Raw genomic sequence first — 19,659 nt, forward strand, 5'->3', positions numbered from 1 at the left:
CTGGCCGCCCCTCCGTTCCCATCGCAGAAGCGTTACCGCCCCCGCCGATCCTGGTGCGGGGCGGCCACCCGGCCGTCCCGTCCCCCCTGGAGGCGCTTTACAGCGCCGCCTGCCGGAAATCCGGCGCACGAGCCAGGCGGCTCATGCTGAAAAGCCCGAACGATTGCTCGCCCAGTTGTACGTTTTCCGCGACGAACCGCGCCAGGCGCGGGTCGTGTTCCTCGCTACCGGTACCGCGCTGCGCCTCGTCCATGGTGCGCTGGCCAAACACCTCGTCGACCAGCAGGCCCACCGTACCGCCGTGCTGGCGAACCAGCAGAAGACGCGTACGCTCGGACGATGGCGTCCGCTCGTCGAAAAGAAAGCGACCCAGATCGATCGCCGGCACCAGGTTGCCGCGCACGTTGGCCACACCCATCAGCCAGGGCTGCGTGCCAGGGACGTTGGTGAGCGGCGGCACCGCGAGCAGTTCGTTGATCTCCTCGATGCCGCTGACGAAGGCACGACGCCCGATACGGAAACCGATGCCGCGCCAGAGGCCCAGCGATTCGACCCGTTCGGGCGCGCCCGCCGAGTGCGCCAGACAGGCGCGCTCGTAGTGGGCGAGCAGTTCGAAAGGCGTAAGTGCCGCGTTCTCGATCATGGTGCCCTCAATGCTTGTTCGGCAGCAGGCTGGCGATGGTCGAGAGCAGTTCCTTCTCGTTCACCGGCTTGGTGATGAAGGCCTTCGCACCCTGGCGCAGGCCCCATACGCGGTCCGTCTCCATGGACTTGGTCGTGATCATCACCACCGGCACGTCCGCCGTGGCCGGGTCTCGGCTCAGCGTTCGGGTGGCCTGGAAGCCATTCATGCCGGGCATGATGACGTCCATGATGACCAGGTCGGGCTTGCTCGCACGGATGCGGTCGATGCCCGACTCGGCGTTGTCGACACTGGAAACGGAAAAACCCGCCTTCTCCAGCAGCGTGGTGAACACGCGTACATCGGTCGGCGAGTCGTCAATGATCAGAATGTTTGCCACACGTCCCCCTGGACGTCGAAAAGCGGATGTTTATCAGCTCGCCGTCGCATAACGATGGATCGCGCCGAGAAGCTCGTCGCGGGTGAAAGGCTTGGTCAGGTATTGCTCCGCACCCACGATGCGCCCGCGCGCCTTGTCGAACAGGCCGTCCTTGGAGGACAGCATGATCACTGGCGTTCCGCGGAACTGGGCGTTGTTCTTGATCAGCGCGCAGGTTTGGTAGCCATCCAGGCGCGGCATCATGATGTCGACGAAGATGATGTTCGGCTTCTGGTCGGAAATCTTTGCCAGCGCCTCGAACCCATCGACCGCGGTAAGAACGTCGCAGCCTTCCTTCTTCAGCAGGGTTTCGGCCGTGCGTCGGATGGTTTTCGAATCGTCGATGACCATGACCCGCAAGCCGGTCAGATCGGTACCACGTCCGTTTTCGTTCACTGCGCCCCCGTAGCACGCACAAAAAAACCGCAAATCCCACCGCAGGATAGCTGGTTTCATGCCGGCTTATCCGTGCGCTGGGTCGTCGTCCGGAACCTGGGCTCCGGTGGTCCGCTCTTCGGCGTTCCTCCCGTTCGCTGTTTAATGGTTGGCTGGGTCGCCGTCAAGATGAATTGTTCTTAAAGGGGAAATTCCTTGTGAAATTGCGACCCCTCCCCCACTAGACTTGGCACCTTTCCTGCTCTTCCGGGACACGCCCATGTCGCTCTCCGTCGCCGTCCTGATGGACCCGATCCGCGCCATCAAGATCGCCAAGGACTCCACCTTCGCCATGTTGCTGGAGGCTTCCCGCCGTGGCCATGCCTTGCTGTACATGGAGCAGGGCGACCTGGCTCTGCGCAACGGCGAGGCCTGGGCCCGCCTGCGTCCGCTCACCGTGAAGGAAGATCCGACCGGCTGGTTCACCCTGGGCGAGGCCGCCTGGCGCCCTCTCGCCGAGGTCGACATCGTCCTGGCCCGCAAGGATCCGCCGGTGGATGCCCAGTTCATCTACGACACCATGGTCCTGGAGCGCGCCCAGCGTGCCGGCTGCAAGGTAGTCAACGACCCGCGCAGCCTGCGCGATTGCAACGAGAAGCTGTTTGCCCTGGATTTCCCCCAGTGCATCGCGCCGACCCTGGTCTCCCGGGACGCCGGCGAGCTGCGCCGGTTCGTCGCCGAACACGGTGAAGCCGTGCTCAAGCCGCTGGACGGCATGGGCGGGCGCGGCATCTTCCGGGTCAGGCACGGCGACTCCAACCTCAATTCCATGCTGGAAACCCTGCTCGACGGCGCCCATCACTTCGCCATCGCGCAGAAGTACATTCCGGAGATCACCGCCGGTGACAAGCGCATCCTGCTGATCGATGGCGAGCCGGTGCCCTATGCGTTGGCCCGCATCCCCCAAGGCGACGAATTTCGCGGAAATCTCGCCGCCGGCGGCCGCGGGGAAGGCATCCCCCTGTCCGACCGTGACCGTTGGATCGCCGCCCAGGTCGCCCCGGAGCTGGTCCGCCGTGGCCTGCGTTTCGTCGGCCTGGACGTGATCGGCGACTACCTGACCGAGATCAACGTCACATCTCCGACATGCATCCGCGAACTGGATGCCCAGTTCGGCATTAACATCGCAGGGCTGATGTTCGACGCAATCGAGGCCCGATGACGACCCGTACCACCGGCGCCGACCTGTTCGGCGCGACCCTGCTGTTCTCGCTGCTGCTGCACGGTGTCGTCATCCTTGGCATCACCTTCGATGCAGAAAAGCCCAAACCGAGCGTACCCACGCTCGACGTCACCCTCGTGGACGTCGCCAACCAGGAACAACCGGACAAAGCCGACTTCCTGGCCCAGGCGAGCAATGCTGGCGGCGGCGACCAGGACAAGGCGGCGCGCCCTTCGGAGCCGGTATCCGGGCCGCTGCCCACGCCCAACCAGGGCCTGACGGCGGAGCCCAAGGAAGCGCAGGCGCCGGCACCGACCGAGCGTACGCCCGCCCAGCTGCTCACGACGTCCGGCGAGACCGGCTTTGCCGTCGACACGACCAAGGCGCAGGACGAACAGAAGGAACGCCCGGTCCCGGTCTCCGACGAGGATGTGCAGCGCAAGCTGGAGATGGCGAAGCTGTCGGCCGAGGTGCGCGAACAGTCCCAGGCTTATGCCAAGCGCCCGAAGAAGAAATTCATCTCGTCCAACACGCGCGAGTACGTCTACGCCGCCTACATGAAGGGCTGGGTGGGACGTGTCGAGCGCGTGGGCAACCTCAATTACCCGGACGAAGCGCGACGCCAGGGCGTCTATGGTGAGCTGGTGCTTACTGTCGGCCTCAACCGCGACGGCACGATCAAGAGCATGGACGTGATCAAGAGCTCGGGGCACAAACTTCTCGACGAAGCCGCCCAGCGCATCGTCCGCCTGGCCGCCCCCTTCCCCGCCCTGCCTACGGACAAGACGCGCGTCGACGAGCTGTACATCACGCGCACCTGGCAGTTCCTGCCGGGCAATGTGCTACGAAATTACTGATTCTTAGTGTGGGAGCCGATGAATCGGCTCCCACATATCCCTATTTCAGGAGCTGGTCGGCTTCGCTCACGTAGGCCTTTTCCGCCTTTCGATCCCACACACACAGCTCGCGCCCCGGCCGGTTGTTCATATGCTTCTGGGGATAGCGTCCTGCCAGAACCAGCGCCGTGACCGGGACCCGATCGTCGTACTGGATGGGTCCACCCACCGGCTTCACATCCTTCAGGCCACTGGCGGCGACGCATGCCTTCATCAGCCGCTGGTCATAGTCCTTCCAGGCAGCCGGTGACGAGGCCAGCGCGGCGGACGCGGCGAAGCCTCCGGCCAGCGTGACAAAAACCTTTGCAAACATGACCTTCCTCATGAGCCTGCCTCCTTATGCATGGACCGATACGGTACCCGGACGGCGCTGAACATTCGCGCACGAGTCATGTTCGTAGCGGCTACAATGAGGCCATGACGATCGCCAATACATTCGCGGGGCAATTCCTCATCGCGATGCCCTCCCTCGCCGAACCTCCGTTCGCGCGCGGCGTCGCGTTTCTTTGCCAGCACGGCGAAGACGGAGCGGTCGGCCTGCTGATCAATCAGATCTCCGAATATCGTCTCGGCGACGTGCTCGCGCAGATGAAACTCGGCTGCGAAGACCCGGAGATCGCGGACTACCCCGTCCTCATCGGCGGCCCCGTGCAACAGGAGCGCGGCTTCGTGCTTCACCGCGAGCCGGGTCGCTGGGACTCGAGCTACCGTGTCAACGAAGACTGGTCCGTCACGACCTCGCGCGACATCCTCGTCGCGATGGCCAAGGGCGAGGGCCCGCGCCGGGCCGTCGTCACCCTCGGCTACGCGGGCTGGGAAGCCGGCCAGCTCGAGCAGGAAGTCATGGACAACGCCTGGCTGACGACCCGCGCCGACGAACGCATCATCTTCGACACCCCCCTCGACGAACGCTGGACCGCCGCCGCGCGCAAGCTGGGTGTCACCGACCCCTCCCAGATCGCCGGCTATGCCGGCCACGCCTGAGCACGGGGCGCGATGAGCTGTCTGTTCGGATTCGATGTCGGGACGAAGATGGTCGGCGTCGCCGTCGGCAATCGACTGACTGGCACGGCGCGCGCGCTGGCCGCACTTCCCGTCCGCGACGGCGAGCCCGACTGGCAGGCCCTCGACACGCTCCGCCGCGAGTGGCTGCCTGCCGAACTCGTGGTCGGTCTGCCGCTCGATAACGAGGGCAAGGAACAACCCATGACGCGCACTGCGCGCCGCTTCGCCGAACGCATCGGCGAGCGCTACGGGTTGCCGGTCGCCTTCGCCGACGAGCGCATGAGCTCGCAGGAAGCGGCACGCCGTTTTGCCGCCGCGCGCGCGGCCGGCACGCGCAAGCGCTCGGACGTGAAGTCGATCGACGCCGAAGCGGCGGCCGTGATTCTTGAAACGCATCTCGCCCAGTTCTGATCCCGCTCCATTGCCCTTGAGGACGTCGACGTCATGTCACAACGCCTGCGCCACCTGACCACCCTCGAGAACCTGCCGCGCGAAACCATCGAGCGTTTGCTAGACCGTGCCAACAGCATGCGCGAGGCAACCGCGCACGGCACGCGCAAGCTCGACCTGCTCGGCGGACGAACCGTGCTCAACCTGTTCTTCGAGCCTTCCACCCGCACGCGCACCTCGTTCGAACTCGCCGCGCGGCGGCTGGGTGCCGACGTGATCAACTTCGACATCGGCTTCTCGTCGACCGCCAAGGGCGAGGAGCTGTTCGACACCTTGCATACGCTCGAAGCCATGCACCTGGACACGATCATCGTCAGGCACAAGGAGTCGGGCACGCCCGATTCGCTGGTCAAACACGCGATGAGCGGCGTATCCGTCGTAAATGCCGGCGACGGCAACCGCGCCCACCCGACCCAGGGGCTGCTCGACGCGCTGACCATCCGCAACCATCACCCGGACTTTCGCAAGCTGCGCATCGTGATCTGCGGCGACGTGCGCCACTCACGCGTCGCCCGCTCCGACGTGCATGCGTTCACGGCGCTGGGTGCGAAAGATGTTCGCCTCGTCGGTCCGTCGTCGCTGCTGCCGGCGGAAGGCGAACTGGAAGGCGTGAGCCTCTACGAGGACTTCGATCAGGCGATCGAGGGTGCCCATGCCGTCATCATGCTGCGACTTCAGAAAGAACGCATGGCGACCACGGACCTGCCCGACGAGGCCGCCTATTTCGAGCGTTTCGGCCTCGACACGCAACGCCTCGCCCGGGCCGCCAAGGGCTGTCTGGTCATGCATCCCGGCCCGATCAACCGCGGTATCGAGATCGCCACCGATGTCGCCGATGGCGCCCAGTCGCGCATCCTCGAGCAGGTAGGCAACGGCGTGTTCGTGCGCATGGCGGTACTGGCCGAGGTGATGGGACGCTGATCCCGCGCCCGGCCCGGCTTCCGGCATAATGGCCGGACCAAGGGACAACTCAAACAATGGGATACGAAATGCGACCGACGAAGCGACTCATCGCGCTCGGCGTCGCCAGCGTGCTGCTGGCGGCCTGCGGCCACAAGGACAAGGACGCCCCGCTGGCCTTCGTGCCGGCCGACACTCCGTACGTTGCGGCCAGCCTCGACAAGCTGGACGACGATGCCTATGAGGCCATGCTCAACCAGGTCAACACCGAGTTGCCCAGCCAGGTCGCCCAGATGAAGGCGGTCGCCCTGGACATGGAAGCCAAGGGTAATGTGGATGGCTCCCACCTGATGAAGGCCGTGGCCGCCGAGTTCGACGGCAAGACCGCCGAAGCGGCGCTGAAGAATCTTGGCCTCGACGTCAAGACCGGCTCAGCGATCTACGGCCTGGGCCTCAGCCCGGTGGCGCGTGTGTCGCTCGCCGACCCGGCCGCCTGGGACGCCTTCGTCGGCCGCCTCGAGACGGCTTACGGCAAAAAGCTGGACGCCGGCGACGCCGGTGGCCAGGCGTACCGCCATGTCGCCATCTCCGACACCGGCATCCAGCTGGTCATCGCCACCGTGGGCAAGCAGGCGGTGGTCTCGCTGCTGCCGGCCGATGCCGCGCAGCCGTTGATCCGTCAGGCCCTGGGCGCCGACCGCCCGGAGAAGAGCCTTCAGGACGACGGTCGCCTTGCCGATCTCGCCAAGGACAAGGGCTACAAGGATTACGCCGTTGGCTTGCTGGATCTCACGCGCCTCCTGCCGCTGATCGCGGCAGGCAAGGACCCGCTCTTTGCCGCCTTCATCAAGCAGCAGTCGGTGAAGACGGGTGAACCCGCGCCCGTGCTCCCGCCCAGCTGTCAGACCGAGGCATCGCGCATCGCCGCGCGCGTACCGTCGATCAGCTTCGGCTACACCAAGCTCGATCTTCACCACCAGAACCAGCGTGTCGACATCGCTCTCGCCGACGACGTCACCAAGGCGTTCTCGGGCCTGAAGGTGGAACTCCCGGGCCTGGGCCAGGATGCCAGCGCGCCGTTCGACGTCAGCCTCGCGCTGCCCGTCGAGCAGATCCGCACGTTCATGACCACGCAGTCCGAATCCGTCGCCGCCAAGCCGTTCGAATGCCCCGCGTTCGCCAGCATGAACGACAGCTTCACCAAGCTCGGCTCGACCATGCAGCAGGCAGCGATCCCGCCGTTCGGCGATATCCGCGGTGTGCGCATCGTCATCGACTCGTTCAAGCCGGCCGCCTCGGCAACGCAGGTGCCGCAGGTCACCGGTCGCGTCGTGCTCGCCACGCGCAATGCCCCGGGCCTGCTTGCCATGGGCCAGGCCGTGCTCGGCGGCGACTTCAAGCTGGCCGGCGACGGCAAGCCGGCTGCCCTGCCCGCGAACATCGTCGGCATGCTCGGCATGCCGGGTTGGGCTGCGATGAATGGCCAGGCCATCGCGATCGGCGTAGGCCTTGGCGAAGACGCCAAGCTCGACGAAGTGCTGATGGCCAGCACCGGCGATGCCGGTCGTCTCAGCCGCATGCACCTCAATGGCGACATGTATCGCGCCTGGGTCGACGTGATGGCCGACAAGGCGAAGGCCTATGCCAGCGCCATGACGACCGCTGCGGGCGCCGACGGTGCACCGGACAGTCAGGCCGAGGACACGGCGGCCGCCGAGCGTTCCAAAGCCCAGTTCGACTCCATGAAGGCACAGGCTACCCGCGTGGTGCAGGTGTCCGGTGAAGCTCATATGGAAGAGAAGGGCCTGGTGATCTCGGGTGCCGTTGAATACAAGTAAGCGTTCGTAACAGTGTCGACGAAAGCGCCCTTCGGGGCGCTTTTTTTGTTCGCTTTCGGCAAACCTGAACAAAGCCGTTTTGTGGGCACGAATCGTTCACGGATGCGCTGTTTTCATTGGTCCCGGACAGGCAGCCACCCCGTGGCGCCGTTCCCCAGTCCCATAACCAGATTCGCAGAAAGGAGTTCACCATGAACCATGCCAACCTCCGCAAGGCCCTGTTTGCTGCTGCCCTCGTCGCCGGTCTCGGTACGGTCCCGTTTGCCCAGGTGAATGCTCAGGACGCTACGCCGGCAGCCGCCAAGGCGGACAACCAGACCGTCGCCGGCAAGACCGACGATGCCTGGATCACGACCAAGGTGAAGTCGGAATTCGCGACCAAGAAGGCCGTGAAGGGTAGCGACATTTCGGTAACGACCACCGAAGGCGTCGTCGCCCTGACCGGCACGGTCGCCACGGCGAAGGAAAAGAGCAACGCCGAGAAGATCGCCAAGGCCGTGAAGGGCGTCAAGAGCGTCGACGCGAGCGGCCTGACGGTTACCGCCGCCGCCAAGTAAGACAGCGCCACATTCGGCGTGACCGAAGGGGCCCCCATGGGGCCCCTTTTTATTGCTCGGCTCGCGCTTACGCTGCTTCCGCGAACAGACCTACGCCACGGCCGTCGTAGGGGCGACATCCACTGCGAGCGAAGGAACGTCTAATACGCGAACGCGGCTCTCGCGCATCCGGACTCAAGGAAGACACCATGCAGAAATTCGTTATCGCTGCCGCCATCACCTGGCTGACCAGCCAGGCCGCCATGGCCACGTCACCCATCGCCAAGCACCTGCCGCGAAGCTACGGCAGTGGCGTGTCCACGTCCGCTCAAGGCGCACGGGTAAGACCAGGCTTCGAGCACCTCGCCGACGCCGAGATGGTCGTCAAGGCAGGCCCCGCCGCTTCCACGGTGTGCGCCGACGTCGCCGGCTATACCAAGGTAACCTGGACCTTCTTCGATCGATGGGGATCCTTTCCCATTCGTCGGCCCGCCGGCGTCGAAGGCTCCGTGCGCTACTGCGTCGGCCAGCGACACGCGACGGGACACCTCGTGCAGATGGCCTACGACGTCATCGGCGAATAAACCACCTCAGCGCGAGAGCATTCCGCCGAAGGTCTGCTTGTCGTTGGCCTTGTCGATTTCGACGCCTTCCAGACCCTGTGAGAGGGTGTGCGCATCGCCGCCCTGCGCAAGCTTGATGCGCAGGCGCACTTCATTCGAGCTATCGGCGTGACGCAGGGCATCCTCGTAGGAAATCTCGCCAGCGTGGTAAAGCTCCACGAGGCTCTGGTCGAAGGTGCGCATGCCAAGCTGGTTGGAGTCGCGCATCAGCTCCTTGAGCTTGTGGACTTCGCCCTGGCGGATGTAGTCCTGCGCAAGCGGCGTGCCGAGCAGTACCTCGACCGCCACGCGGCGGGCCTTGCCGTCCGGCGTCGGGATGAGCTGTTGGGCAACGATGCCCTTGAGATTGAGCGAGAGGTCCATGAACAGCGCGCTGCGACGGTCTTCGGGGAAGAAGTGCAGGATGCGGTCCAGCGCCTGGTTGGCGTTGTTCGCATGCAGCGTACACAGGCACAGGTGGCCGGTTTCGGAGAAGTTGATCGCGTGTTCCATCGTCTCGCGCGTACGCACTTCGCCGATCATGATCACGTCGGGTGCCTGGCGCAGCGTGTTCTTGAGCGCGTTTTCCCAGCTGTCGGTATCGATGCCGAGCTCGCGCTGGGTGACGATGCAGCCTTCGTGCTTGTGCACGTATTCGATCGGGTCCTCGATCGTGATGATGTGACCCGTAGAATTCTGGTTGCGGTAGCCGATCATCGATGCCAGTGAGGTGGACTTACCCGTACCGGTACCGCCGACGAAGATGATGATGCCGCGCTTGGTCATCGCCAGCTGCTTGATCACCGGCGGCAGGTTGAGTTCTTCCGGGGTCGGGATCTTCGATTCGATCCGGCGCAGGACCATACCGACGCAGTTACGCTGGTAAAAACACGACACACGGAAACGGCCGACGCCGGAGGCGCTGATGGCGAACTGGCACTCGTGGGTCTTTTCGAACTCCTCGCGCTGCGCCGGAGTCATCACGTTCAGGACCATGTCGCGCGATTGCTGCGCCGACAGCGGGCTCTGGGTGATCGGGACGATGCGCCCCTGGACCTTCATGGACGGCGCGACGCCGGCAGTGATGAACAGGTCGGATGCCTGCTTATGCACCATCAGCTTCAGGAAAGAGGTGAAATCGAAGTCGCTCATCGCGTGTGTCCCCATGGCCGGACCGGGCCGGCGCCCCTGGGGCGATCATATACCGCCACGATGGGCCCTGCAGCGACGGCTTTCACGGTCTGCGACCGCCCTGCCCGAAGGCAGGCGCGGCCGGCGGGAGCGCTTAGCGGAAGCTTTCCTTGTTCTTGGCGTACATCAACCCTTCCTGGCGGGTGATCACGCCACGCTTGACCAGATCCAGCAGGTTCTGGTCGAGGGTCTGCATGCCGTACTGCTGGCCCGTTTGGATCGCCGAGTACATCTGGGCAACCTTGTCCTCGCGGATCAGGTTACGGATCGCCGGGATGCCGGTCATGATCTCGTGGGCGGCGATGCGCCCACCGCCGACCTTCTTCAGCAGGGACTGCGAGATGACTGCGCGCAGCGACTCGGACAGCATCGAGCGCACCATCGGCTTTTCGCCAGCCGGAAACACGTCGATGATACGGTCGATGGTCTTGGCCGCCGACGAGGTATGCAGTGTGCCGAACACCAGATGACCGGTTTCCGCGGCGGTCAGCGCCAGGCGGATGGTTTCCAGGTCGCGAAGCTCGCCGACCAGGATGTAGTCCGGATCTTCACGGAGTGCGGAGCGCAGGGCTTCGTTGAAGCCATGGGTGTCGCGGTGGACTTCGCGCTGGTTGACCAGGCACTTCTGCGAGGTGTGGACGAATTCGATCGGGTCCTCGACGGTGAGCAGATGGCCGTATTCGGTCTTGTTGATGTGGTCGACCATGGCCGCGAGGGTGGTCGACTTGCCCGAACCGGTCGGCCCCGTGACCAGGATCAGGCCCTGGGGCTGCTCGATCAGCTCACGGAAGATTTTCGGCGCGCCGAGGTCTTCGAGGGAGAGCACTTCGGACGGAATGGTACGGAACACACCGCCGGCGCCACGATTGTGGTTGAAGGCGTTGACTCGGAAGCGCGCAAGGCCGGGAATCTCGAAGGAGAAGTCGGTCTCGAGGAACTCTTCGAAGTCGCGCCGCTGCTTGTCCGACATGATGTCGTAGATCAGCGAATGGACTTGTTTGTGCTCCAGGGCCGGGATATTGATCCGGCGCACGTCGCCGTCGACGCGGATCATCGGCGGGAGTCCCGCGGAAAGGTGCAGGTCGGAGGCCTTGTTCTTCACGGAGAAGGCAAGGAGTTCGGCGATATCCATTTGGGTCCCCTATCTTTGTGGGCATAGGTAAACACGCCCGGGGGTCGGCGGCAAGGCACGGCACCATATATGCTTCGATGACTGTGAAAGACGTCGCGTATGGAGCGGACACCCCCATGAATCGGATCGCCTTTATCGGCGGCGGCAACATGGCCACGGCGCTGATCGCCGGCATGATCCGCCACGGCGCCCAGCCAGGCGGTATCGCCGTGGCCGAACCACGCGCCGAGGCCCTGCAGGAGCTCTCGCGCGAGTACGGCGTGGCGACCTATACCAACAACCTCGATGCCGCCGAAGGCGCCGCCATCCTCGTCCTGGCGGTCAAACCGCAGATGATGGCCGACGTTTGCCGGACCCTGCGCCCCGTGGTGCAGAAGTACCGGCCGGTGATCATCTCGATCGCCGCGGGCATCCGCATAGCGCAGATCGAGCGCTGGTTGGACGGCGCCCTGCCCGTGGTCCGCTGCATGCCCAATACCCCGGCCATGATCGGCGCCGGAGCGACCGCCCTGTTCGCCAATGGCCGGGTCAGCGCGCCCCAGCGGGCCGAGGCCCAGCACGTGCTCGACGCCGCCGGCCTGACCGTGTGGGTGCCCGAGGAAGACCAGCTCGATACGGTGACCGCCCTCTCCGGAAGCGGCCCTGCCTACTTCTTCCTGATGGTCGAAGCCCTCGAAAATGCAGCATTTTCTCAGGGCCTTTCCCGCGAAACCGCACGCGCGCTGGCGGCACAAACGGCCCTCGGTGCAGGCCGTATGCTGATCGAAAGCGGTGAAAGCGCCGCCACACTGCGTCAGAGGGTCACTTCGCCGAAAGGGACCACTCAGGCGGCGTTGGACAGCTTTCGCAACGACCACTTCAATGCCATCGTGGCTCGCGCCGTCGATGCGGCACGCCGCCGCGGCTTTGACCTTTCCGAAGACATGGAATCGAACACGTGAACTACCTGACCAACGCGGGCTCCCTGATACTGGATTTCATTTTTGGGGCCCTCGTCACCCTTTTCGTACTGCGCCTGCTGGCCGAGGCTTTCCGCGCGGACTTCAACAATCCGATCTGCCAGTTCCTCTACCGCTTCACCAACCCGATCCTGCGCCCGGTCCGCAAGGTGCTGCCCAGCGTGCGCCGGGTGAACACCGGCGCGCTGCTGGTCGTCTTCCTGCTGGAATGCGTGAAGTGGCTGCTGATCGTGGCCATGGCCGGCATCCTGCCGAACGTGGTCGGTCTGGTCATCGTCAGCCTCGGCGAGACCCTCGACTTCTTCCTGCTCACCTGGGTCGTGCTGGTCTTTGTCTGGTCGCTGATGAGCATGCTCTCGACCGACCGCTACCATCCCGTGGCACGTCTGGTCACCAGCCTGGCCGATCCGCTGGTGCGTCCCCTGCGTGGCCGCATGACCCTCGGCGGACTGGATTTCTCGCCGACGGTGGTCATCCTCGGGTTGATCCTGGCCCGCATGCTGATCGCCGCACCGATCAAGGACTGGGGCGTGGCGATGATGATGGGCGGGCTGTAACAGCCTTCCTCGTGGGAGCTGCACTTGTGGGAGCCGATTCATCGGCGATCCCGCGGCAGCGGGCCAGGGTGAGGCAAGCTCCCTATCGCCGCTGAAGCGGCTCCCACAAAGAGCCGCCTCCTGTGCGTGGCTTACCTGTTACCTGCCACCGGGGCGGCTGTTACCGGCCGCCGAGGCGGCGGGCGTCGGTCACGTTCGGCAATGCGCCCAGCCGTCCCAGCACCATCGACAGCTGCTCGTAGTCCTTCACCCGCAAGGTGAACCGCATCTCCACCTCGCCGGTCTTCACGTGCACGCGGCTGGACGAGGCGACGATATGCGGCCCGGTATTGCTGATCGTGGTCGCCACGTCCTTCTGCAGTCCCTTGCGGTCGTAGCCGCGGAGCTCGATGTCGATCTCGTAGTTCTGCACCTCGACCCTGCCCCAGCTCACGTCGATCACCCGTTCGGGGTTCTTTCGCGCAAGACGTGACAGGCTGGCGCAGTCGGCCCGATGGACGGACACGCCACGCCCACGGGTAATGAACCCACGCACTGGATCGCCGGGCAGCGGCTGGCAGCAGCGCGCCAGCGTGGTCAGCAGGTTGCCGACACCCTCGATGGAAAGCGCGCCACGGTCATGCTGTGCGGCGCGCGAGGCGACGGGGTTACCGGACTGGGTGATCTCGTGCTCGACCGGTTCCTGCAGCGAGCGCGCAATCTGACCCAGCGAGACTTCGCCCAGCGCGATAGTGACGAAAAGCTCTTCGACGCCCTTGAGGCGGAAGTGCGTGGCCAGCTTGGCCAGGTCGACATCATCCAGCGCCAGCTTGCGCAGTTCCTTCTCGAGCGCCGCCTTGCCAGCCACAATGTTGGCATCGTGCGCGGTGCGCCGGAACCAGGCCCGGACCTTCTCCTTCGCACGCGAAGTGTTGAGGTAGCCGTGGTGCGAGGAGAGCCAGTCACGGCTCGGCTCGGAACTCTTCGTGGTGAGGATCTCGATGGTGTCGCCACTACGCGGCTGCGTGGTCAGCGGCACGATGCGGCCGTTGACCTTGGCGCCGCGGCAGCGATGCCCGACCTCGGTGTGGATGTGGTACGCGAAGTCGAGCACGGTGGCGCCGCGCGGCATGTCGATCACTTCGCCCTTGGGCGAGAGCACGTACACGCGATCTTCCATCAGCTCGGTTTCAAAACCGGCCGCGAGCTCCGCTTCGTCCTCGCCGCGCGGCTCGAGCAGCTTGCGCATCCAGGCGATCTTCGCCTCGAACTCCGCATCGGCACCGCCGCCTTCCTTGTAGCGCCAGTGCGCGGCCACGCCGAGTTCGTTGGCGCGATGCATCTCGTGCGTGCGGATCTGTACTTCGAGCGTTTTCCCCGCCGGGCCCATCACCGCCGTGTGCAGCGAGCGATACCCGTTGCCCTTCGGCCGCGCCACGTAATCGTCGAACTCGCCGGGCAGATGCGGCCACAGGCTGTGCACGAGGCCGAGTGCGGCGTAGCAGTCGGCCACGCTGTCGACGAGGATGCGCACGGCACGGATGTCGTAGAGGTCGGAGAACTCCAACCCCTTTTTCTTCATCTTCTTCCAGATGGAAAAGATGTGCTTGGGCCGGCCAGCCAGCTCAGCGTGCACACCCGCGCCTTCCAGCGTGCTGCGCAACGTGGCCAGGCTCGAGGCGATGAAGGTCTCGCGATCCACGCGGCGTTCGTCGAGCAGCCGCGCGATACGCCGATAGGTATCGGGTTCGAGATAACGGAAGGCGAGGTCTTCCAGCTCCCACTTGAGCTGCCAGATGCCGAGTCGGTTGGCCAGCGGCGCATGGATATCGGAGGTGAGCTGGGCAAGCTCGCGGCGCTCGTGGTCCGGCAGGGCCATCGCCGTGCGCATCGCCGCCAGCTGCCGGGCCAGCAGCACGAAGACCACGCGCAGGTCGCGGATGATCGCCAGCAGGAGACGCCGCAACCCTTCGGCGCCTCCCACCGGACCGCGCTGGGCATGCAGCGCCCAGACCTTCTCGGCTTCGCCCTGCCCGTCGATCAGGCGACGTAGCGACGCCGGCCAGGTTTTCGCTGCCTCGTCGGCAGCGCCCGGCAAGCCGTTGAGCAGCGAGAACCACAGGGCCGACGCGCAGGTTTCGTCGTCGCAGCCGAGCAGGCGCAGCAACTCGATGACGGTTTCCGCTTCGGCGCGCGCCGCCACGGGCAACAAGGCGCAGGCCTCGCGCGCACGCTGGGTCAACGGCATCGCCGTTGCCTTGACGTCGGGGGAACGCTGCTCGCTCATCGTCGCGTCGTCCTTCCGGGTGGTCATCGTTGCGCGGCCTGGGCCACTTCCAACGCGCGGGCAAGACGTTTGGCCGACACGGGTTCGGCGGTCTTCAGCTCCTGCGCGAACAGCGATACGCGCCATTCCTCGAGCAACCAGCGCAGTTCGCTCCAGACCACCGCATCCAGGGCGGTACCCCCCGCATTGAGCAATGCGCGCCAGTAAGGCAGCACCTGCAGCATACGCGACTGGTCGCGCGCGGGGTCCTGCCGGAGGCGTTCTCCGCGAAGGCGCATGGCCTTGAGGTAGCGCGGCAGGTGGCCCAGGCGCGCGGTCGGCAGTTCGCGCAGGAAACCGGGCTGAAGCAGGCCGGCCAGCTGTTCGCGCAAGTCGTCGTAGCTGGCTTTGGCAAAGCCCATCAGAGGCGGATCCATCCACGGCTTCAGTTCGGCCTGGGCCTCGATGATCGGCTCGGCGAGCTTCTGCCGGGCCATGGCGGCGCCGAACAGTTCGCGCCCGAGCTGTACGTGCAACGCCTCGAACTCGCCCTGGGTCCGCGCATCCAGGCGGCGATCAGCGATCAGGTCGCCGAAGCCGCCCTCGACCAGATCCTCGCGCAGACCCTCGACGCTGCCCATCGGCGCGTACTTGAGCGACAGCGCGTTGGCGATCGGCAGCTGGCGTCGTGCGCGCTTGAACTCGGGGGCCAGCGCCTGGCGGATCAACCGCTCCACGCCGCCCACGTGCGCCTCGGCCGCTTCGTCGGCGCGTTCGAAGACGCGCAGGGCGACTGCCTCGCCCAGGTCGACGAGCGCGGGATATGCGGTCAGGCCACCCTCGGAGCGGACCTCCCTGGGGATCGATTCGAAGTCCCAGGCGACGATGTCTTCGCGCGTGAGCTCGACGTCCGTCTTGCGTGAGAACGCTTCACGGGCCTTGCCTTCCCAGTCGGCACGGATGGCTGCCAGATCTCGCCCTTCCGCGAGCGTCCGGCCGTTTTCGTCATGAATGCGGTAGCGCATGAGCAGATGCGACGGCAATTCCGCGCCCGCGAAGGCCGCCGGATCGACATCGACACCGGTCGTGCGTTTGAGGAAACGCGCCAGCGCCTTCGCCAGCGGCTCATCACGAGGCGCCTCCGCCTCGGCGAACGCGCGAGCGAAGTCGGGTGCGGGAACGAAGTTGCGACGCAAGACCTTGGGCAAGGCGCGAATCAGCTCGGCAACCTTGTCGACCACGAGGCCACCGACCAGCCACTCGCCCCGCGCGATTGGCAGCGCGTTGAGGAAGGCCAGTGGGACCTGGATGGTGACGCCGTCGGCCGGATCGCCCGGGACGAAACGATATTCCAGCCGGTAGCGATGCTGGTCGATATCGAGCGACGCTGGAAAGGCCTTGGGATCGAGACCGGTGCCGCTGTCCATGACATCGGCAAGCGTCCAGCGCAGCGCAGCCTGCTCGCCGGGCGACGCCTTGCGGAACCACGCGTCGAGCCCCCGCACATCGGCGATCTCCTCGGGCAGTTTGCCCTCGAAGAACGCGGATAGTTCCTCATCCGAACGCAGCAAGCCGGCACGACGTTGCTTGGCCTCGATGTCGTGGGCCTGCTCGAGCACGCGCGCGTTGGCGCGGACGAAATCGGCGCGACTGTCGATGTCGGCACGGACCAGCGCCTCGCGCACGAAGATGTCGTGAGCCAGTCGCGGATCCTGCTTGTGGAACGTGACCGGGCGACGTTCGACCAGCACCAGCCCGAACAGGGTGACCTGCTCATAGGCGATCACCGTGCCGCGCTTGCGCGACCAATGCGCGTCACGCGCCGTGGCGCGCACGAGATGACTGGCCTGCGATTCGATCCACGCAGGATCGACGCGGGCGCACATCATCGCCCACACGCGCCCGCCGATATCGATGATCTGCCCGGCAAAGAGCCAGGCCGGTGGCGCTTTCGCCAGCGCGGAACCGGGGAAGACCTGGAAGCGACGCTCGCGTGTGCCGCGGAAAACACCCTTTTCGTCCTTGTGGCCGACCTGGGTCGGCAGGCCGGCGAGCACGCTGCGATGGATCGCTTCGAACTGGGCGTCACCTTCCAGCGCGGCTGCCGGAGGCGGGGCCTTGCTGCCCCAATCCAGTTCACGCGTGACCAGGACCAGCTGACGGTGCAGCTCGCGCCACTCGCGCATGCGCATGAAGCTGAGGAAATGCCGCGAGCACCAGTCGCGCAGCTTGGACGAGGTGAGTTCCTCGGCCGCTTCGCCGTGCGCGCGCCACAGGTTCAATACGCCGATGAAATCCGACTTGGGATCGGCGAACTGCGCATGGGCCGCATCGGCCTGCCCGCGAGCCTCCGGCGGACGCTCACGCGGATCCTGGATGCTCATGAACGCGACGATGGTCAGCAGTTCGGAGAGGCCACCCAGCCGCCGTGCCTCCACCAGCATGCGCGCCAGCTGCACGTCGATCGGCAAGCGGGCGACGGTGCGACCGATCGGTGTCAGGCGCTGGGTGTCGTCGATCGCGCCGATCTCGGCGAGACGGCGATACCCGTCCGCGACGACGCGCGGATCCGGGGCTTCCAGGAAGGGGAAGTCATCCACGTCGCCCAGGTCCAGTGCGAGCATGCGCAGGATGACGTTGGCGAGCGAGGACCTCAGCAACTCCGGATCGGTGAAAGCCGGGCGCAGGTTGAAATCCGCTTCGTCATAAAGCCTGTAACAAATACCCGGACCGATACGGCCGCAACGGCCCTTGCGCTGGTTGGCCGCCGCCTGCGAGATCGGCTCGATGTGAAGGCGCTCCAGCTGGCTGCGCTGGCTGTAACGCTTCACGCGCGCCGTGCCGGGATCGATCACATAGCGGATGCGCGGCACCGTGAGGGAGGTCTCGGCGACGTTGGTGGCCAACACGATGCGGCGCTTCGTCCCCGGCTTGAACACGCGGTCCTGCTCGTTGGCCGAGAGCCGTGCGTAGAGCGCCAGCACCTCGGTTTCCCGGTATTGCTTGCGCGAAAGAAGAAGGTGGGTATCGCGGATCTCACGCTCGCCGGGCAGGAACACCAGGACATCGCCGCGCGGGTCTTCGCGCGTGATCTCGTCCATGGCGTCGGCGATCATCTGGGCGACATTACCCTCGCCACGCTCGCCCGGCGGGCGATAGCGCGTTTCGACCGGGTAGGTACGACCTTCCACCTCGACCACGGGCGCATCGCCAAAATGAGCGGCGAAGCGTTCGGTGTCGATCGTCGCCGAGGTGACGATGATTTTCAGCTCAGGCCGGCGTTGGGCGAGGCGCTTGAGGTAGCCGAGCAGGAAATCGATGTTGAGGCTGCGCTCGTGCGCTTCGTCGATGATGATCGTGTCGTAGGCCGACAACCAGGGATCGGACTGGGTTTCGGCCAGCAGGATGCCGTCGGTCATGAACTTGACCAGGGCCTGGTCCGAGACCTTTTCGGTAAAGCGGACCTGGAAGCCGACCTTGTCGCCCAGCGGGGTGCCCAGTTCCTCCGCCACACGGGTCGCCACCGAGCGCGCGGCGAGCCGTCGGGGCTGGGTGCAGCCGATCAGGCCGGCCTCGCCACGACCGGCGGCCAGGCACAGCTTGGGCAGCTGCGTGGTCTTGCCCGAGCCCGTCTCGCCGGCGAGCACCACCACCTGGTTCTCGCGAATCAGCTTGATGATGTCCTCGGCCCGCGCGGCGATCGGCAGCGACGCGTCCACGGTGATGGGCGGCTTGGACGCCGCACGGGCCGCGCGACGGGCCACCGAGACAGCGATGTCCTTGCCGAGCGCGTCGATCTTCGCCGCGTCCGGCTTGCGCGACAGCGCGCGCCAGCGACCGGACAGGCGGCCGAAATCGCGGCTGGTGACCTGGCCGAGCGCCTCGCGCAGCTCACGCAGGCGCGGATCCGGGGCGGGGTGTCGTGTGGGGCTGGTCGAGGTACTCATGGGAACGCCAATAATAGCGTGCGTCTATCGACGGCATCGGAACGTTTCATTTCACGTGCACCGTGCCGCCCGTTAAGATTTCGCTTGAAGCAAGAAAAAACCAAGGAGAGTCGCACCATGGCCATCGATATCGGTATTGCCAAGAAAGACCGGGAAGCGGTCGCGAAGCACCTGTCCAAGCTCCTCGCGGACACGTATTCGCTCTACCTGAAGACGCATAATTTCCATTGGAACGTGACGGGCCCGCAATTCAACAGCCTGCACGGCATGTTCGAGGTGCAGTACAACGCCCTCTGGCTGGCCGCCGACGAAGTCGCCGAGCGCATCCGCATCCTCGACGTGTTCGCGCCGGGCTCGTACAGCCAGTTCGGCAAGCTGACCTCGATCAAGGAAGAAGCCGGCGTGCCGGAGTGGAAGGATATGGTGGCCCAGCTGGTCGAAGGCCATGAAATCGCCGCCGCCACGGCCCGCGACACCATCAAGGGTGCCGAGGCCGCCGGTGACGAAGGCACCGCCGACATGGTCACCGGTCGCCTCAAGGACCACGAGAAGACCGCCTGGATGCTCCGCTCGCTGCTGAAGTAAGAGCCTCATGCTCTCTGTAGGAGCCGATTCATCGGCGAATCGGGTGCTCGCCGCACCCTGGCCCGCTGCCGCGGGATCGCCGATGAATCGGCTCCTACAGGGGCTGGCCGAGCCGGTAATGTGAGATCACACGGCCCCGTGACGCCCCCACTCTCTGA

19 protein-coding genes are annotated in these 19,659 nt (G+C 65.4%); 11 read left to right on the forward strand and 8 right to left on the reverse strand.

Annotation, left to right across the window (positions count from 1 at the left end; translation table 11 throughout):
• Nucleotides 1–97: 97 nt before the first annotated feature.
• From BJI69_RS01755 to pilG, 3 genes are read right to left on the reverse strand one after another with little or no spacing between them, the layout of a single operon-like run.
• A complete protein-coding gene (locus BJI69_RS01755; protein WP_046968467.1) occupies nt 98–643 on the reverse strand; it encodes a chemotaxis protein CheW in 546 nt (181 codons plus the stop codon).
• A gap of 7 nt (nt 644–650) precedes the next feature.
• Nucleotides 651–1,022 (reverse strand): response regulator, encoded by a 372-nt coding sequence (locus BJI69_RS01760; RefSeq protein WP_046968466.1) that lies wholly within the window; start codon nt 1,020–1,022, stop codon nt 651–653.
• Nucleotides 1,023–1,055: 33 nt separating this feature from the next.
• Complete coding sequence (gene pilG / locus BJI69_RS01765; protein ID WP_051944199.1) at nt 1,056–1,412, reverse strand: twitching motility response regulator PilG; 357 nt, start codon at nt 1,410–1,412, stop codon at nt 1,056–1,058.
• Between the two features lie 304 nt (nt 1,413–1,716).
• Between pilG and gshB the strand changes: the two genes are divergently transcribed.
• Both gshB and BJI69_RS01775 read left to right on the forward strand, forming a co-directional pair.
• On the forward strand, nt 1,717–2,658 hold the full coding sequence (gene gshB / locus BJI69_RS01770; RefSeq protein ID WP_046968464.1) for a glutathione synthase: 942 nt from the start codon (nt 1,717–1,719) through the stop codon (nt 2,656–2,658).
• On the forward strand, nt 2,655–3,515 hold the full coding sequence (locus BJI69_RS01775; protein WP_046968463.1) for an energy transducer TonB: 861 nt from the start codon (nt 2,655–2,657) through the stop codon (nt 3,513–3,515). The genes gshB and BJI69_RS01775 overlap by 4 nt, the downstream gene beginning before the upstream one ends.
• Before the next feature lie 40 nt (nt 3,516–3,555).
• Here BJI69_RS01775 and BJI69_RS01780 read toward each other — a convergent pair whose 3' ends face one another.
• Complete coding sequence (locus BJI69_RS01780) at nt 3,556–3,867, reverse strand: hypothetical protein (RefSeq protein ID WP_046968481.1); 312 nt, start codon at nt 3,865–3,867, stop codon at nt 3,556–3,558.
• A gap of 104 nt (nt 3,868–3,971) precedes the next feature.
• On the opposite strand from BJI69_RS01780, the gene BJI69_RS01785 reads away from it, so the two are divergent.
• The 6 genes from BJI69_RS01785 to BJI69_RS01810 all read left to right on the forward strand — a co-directional run bounded on the left by BJI69_RS01785 (nt 3,972) and on the right by BJI69_RS01810 (nt 8,867).
• Entirely contained in the window at nt 3,972–4,538 is a 567-nt protein-coding gene (locus BJI69_RS01785; RefSeq protein ID WP_046968462.1) for a YqgE/AlgH family protein, read from the forward strand.
• A gap of 12 nt (nt 4,539–4,550) precedes the next feature.
• On the forward strand, nt 4,551–4,970 hold the full coding sequence (ruvX, locus tag BJI69_RS01790) for a Holliday junction resolvase RuvX (protein ID WP_046968461.1): 420 nt from the start codon (nt 4,551–4,553) through the stop codon (nt 4,968–4,970).
• Nucleotides 4,971–5,003: 33 nt separating this feature from the next.
• Nucleotides 5,004–5,930, forward strand: coding sequence for an aspartate carbamoyltransferase catalytic subunit (locus BJI69_RS01795; RefSeq protein ID WP_046968460.1), 927 nt, complete (start codon nt 5,004–5,006; stop codon nt 5,928–5,930).
• Nucleotides 5,931–5,998: 68 nt separating this feature from the next.
• The gene (locus BJI69_RS01800) at nt 5,999–7,747 is read left to right on the forward strand and encodes a hypothetical protein (RefSeq protein ID WP_046968480.1); all 1,749 of its coding nucleotides are present in this window, start codon (nt 5,999–6,001) and stop codon (nt 7,745–7,747) included.
• 191 nt (nt 7,748–7,938) lie between these two features.
• Nucleotides 7,939–8,304, forward strand: a complete 366-nt coding sequence (locus BJI69_RS01805; RefSeq protein WP_046968459.1) for a BON domain-containing protein — start codon at nt 7,939–7,941, stop codon at nt 8,302–8,304.
• Between the two features lie 188 nt (nt 8,305–8,492).
• Nucleotides 8,493–8,867 (forward strand): hypothetical protein, encoded by a 375-nt coding sequence (locus BJI69_RS01810; RefSeq protein WP_046968458.1) that lies wholly within the window; start codon nt 8,493–8,495, stop codon nt 8,865–8,867.
• A 6-nt stretch (nt 8,868–8,873) separates the two neighbouring features.
• Here BJI69_RS01810 and BJI69_RS01815 read toward each other — a convergent pair whose 3' ends face one another.
• Nucleotides 8,874–10,037 (reverse strand): PilT/PilU family type 4a pilus ATPase, encoded by a 1,164-nt coding sequence (locus tag BJI69_RS01815; protein WP_046968457.1) that lies wholly within the window; start codon nt 10,035–10,037, stop codon nt 8,874–8,876.
• Between the two features lie 133 nt (nt 10,038–10,170).
• A complete protein-coding gene (locus tag BJI69_RS01820; RefSeq protein WP_046968456.1) occupies nt 10,171–11,208 on the reverse strand; it encodes a type IV pilus twitching motility protein PilT in 1,038 nt (345 codons plus the stop codon).
• A gap of 116 nt (nt 11,209–11,324) precedes the next feature.
• Here BJI69_RS01820 and proC point away from each other — a divergent pair, with 116 nt between their 5' ends.
• Both proC and BJI69_RS01830 read left to right on the forward strand, forming a co-directional pair.
• The gene (gene proC / locus BJI69_RS01825) at nt 11,325–12,149 is read left to right on the forward strand and encodes a pyrroline-5-carboxylate reductase (RefSeq protein WP_046968455.1); all 825 of its coding nucleotides are present in this window, start codon (nt 11,325–11,327) and stop codon (nt 12,147–12,149) included.
• Nucleotides 12,146–12,724: a YggT family protein gene (locus BJI69_RS01830; RefSeq protein WP_046968454.1), complete on the forward strand. Its 579-nt coding sequence runs from the start codon at nt 12,146–12,148 to the stop codon at nt 12,722–12,724. Before proC ends, BJI69_RS01830 begins: the two co-directional genes overlap by 4 nt.
• Before the next feature lie 160 nt (nt 12,725–12,884).
• Here the strand turns inward: BJI69_RS01830 and BJI69_RS01835 are convergent, their stop codons facing one another.
• Entirely contained in the window at nt 12,885–15,017 is a 2,133-nt protein-coding gene (locus tag BJI69_RS01835; protein ID WP_244465298.1) for a bifunctional (p)ppGpp synthetase/guanosine-3',5'-bis(diphosphate) 3'-pyrophosphohydrolase, read from the reverse strand.
• The gene (hrpA, locus tag BJI69_RS01840) at nt 15,014–18,916 is read right to left on the reverse strand and encodes an ATP-dependent RNA helicase HrpA (RefSeq protein ID WP_046968453.1); all 3,903 of its coding nucleotides are present in this window, start codon (nt 18,914–18,916) and stop codon (nt 15,014–15,016) included. Before hrpA ends, BJI69_RS01835 begins: the two co-directional genes overlap by 4 nt.
• 117 nt (nt 18,917–19,033) lie before the next feature.
• Here hrpA and BJI69_RS01845 point away from each other — a divergent pair, with 117 nt between their 5' ends.
• The gene (locus tag BJI69_RS01845) at nt 19,034–19,501 is read left to right on the forward strand and encodes a Dps family protein (protein ID WP_046968452.1); all 468 of its coding nucleotides are present in this window, start codon (nt 19,034–19,036) and stop codon (nt 19,499–19,501) included.
• Nucleotides 19,502–19,659 lie beyond the last annotated feature (158 nt).

The sequence above is a fragment of the Luteibacter rhizovicinus DSM 16549 genome, assembly GCF_001887595.1.
Classification (GTDB): domain Bacteria; phylum Pseudomonadota; class Gammaproteobacteria; order Xanthomonadales; family Rhodanobacteraceae; genus Luteibacter; species Luteibacter rhizovicinus.

Bases quoted from the DNA above. Each gene is read 5' to 3' on its own strand.
- BJI69_RS01755 (WP_046968467.1), bottom strand. From the start codon at position 643: ATGATCGAGAACGCGGCACTTACGCCTTTCGAACTGCTCGCCCACTAC.
- pilG (WP_051944199.1), bottom strand. From the start codon at position 1,412: ATGGTCATCGACGATTCGAAAACCATCCGACGCACGGCCGAAACCCTG.
- gshB (WP_046968464.1), top strand. From the start codon at position 1,717: ATGTCGCTCTCCGTCGCCGTCCTGATGGACCCGATCCGCGCCATCAAG.
- BJI69_RS01775 (WP_046968463.1), top strand. From the start codon at position 2,655: ATGACGACCCGTACCACCGGCGCCGACCTGTTCGGCGCGACCCTGCTG.
- BJI69_RS01780 (WP_046968481.1), bottom strand. From the start codon at position 3,867: ATGTTTGCAAAGGTTTTTGTCACGCTGGCCGGAGGCTTCGCCGCGTCC.
- BJI69_RS01785 (WP_046968462.1), top strand. From the start codon at position 3,972: ATGACGATCGCCAATACATTCGCGGGGCAATTCCTCATCGCGATGCCC.
- ruvX (WP_046968461.1), top strand. From the start codon at position 4,551: ATGAGCTGTCTGTTCGGATTCGATGTCGGGACGAAGATGGTCGGCGTC.
- BJI69_RS01795 (WP_046968460.1), top strand. From the start codon at position 5,004: ATGTCACAACGCCTGCGCCACCTGACCACCCTCGAGAACCTGCCGCGC.
- BJI69_RS01800 (WP_046968480.1), top strand. From the start codon at position 5,999: ATGCGACCGACGAAGCGACTCATCGCGCTCGGCGTCGCCAGCGTGCTG.
- BJI69_RS01805 (WP_046968459.1), top strand. From the start codon at position 7,939: ATGAACCATGCCAACCTCCGCAAGGCCCTGTTTGCTGCTGCCCTCGTC.
- BJI69_RS01810 (WP_046968458.1), top strand. From the start codon at position 8,493: ATGCAGAAATTCGTTATCGCTGCCGCCATCACCTGGCTGACCAGCCAG.
- BJI69_RS01815 (WP_046968457.1), bottom strand. From the start codon at position 10,037: ATGAGCGACTTCGATTTCACCTCTTTCCTGAAGCTGATGGTGCATAAG.
- BJI69_RS01820 (WP_046968456.1), bottom strand. From the start codon at position 11,208: ATGGATATCGCCGAACTCCTTGCCTTCTCCGTGAAGAACAAGGCCTCC.
- proC (WP_046968455.1), top strand. From the start codon at position 11,325: ATGAATCGGATCGCCTTTATCGGCGGCGGCAACATGGCCACGGCGCTG.
- BJI69_RS01835 (WP_244465298.1), bottom strand. From the start codon at position 15,017: ATGACCACCCGGAAGGACGACGCGACGATGAGCGAGCAGCGTTCCCCC.
- hrpA (WP_046968453.1), bottom strand. From the start codon at position 18,916: ATGAGTACCTCGACCAGCCCCACACGACACCCCGCCCCGGATCCGCGC.
- BJI69_RS01845 (WP_046968452.1), top strand. From the start codon at position 19,034: ATGGCCATCGATATCGGTATTGCCAAGAAAGACCGGGAAGCGGTCGCG.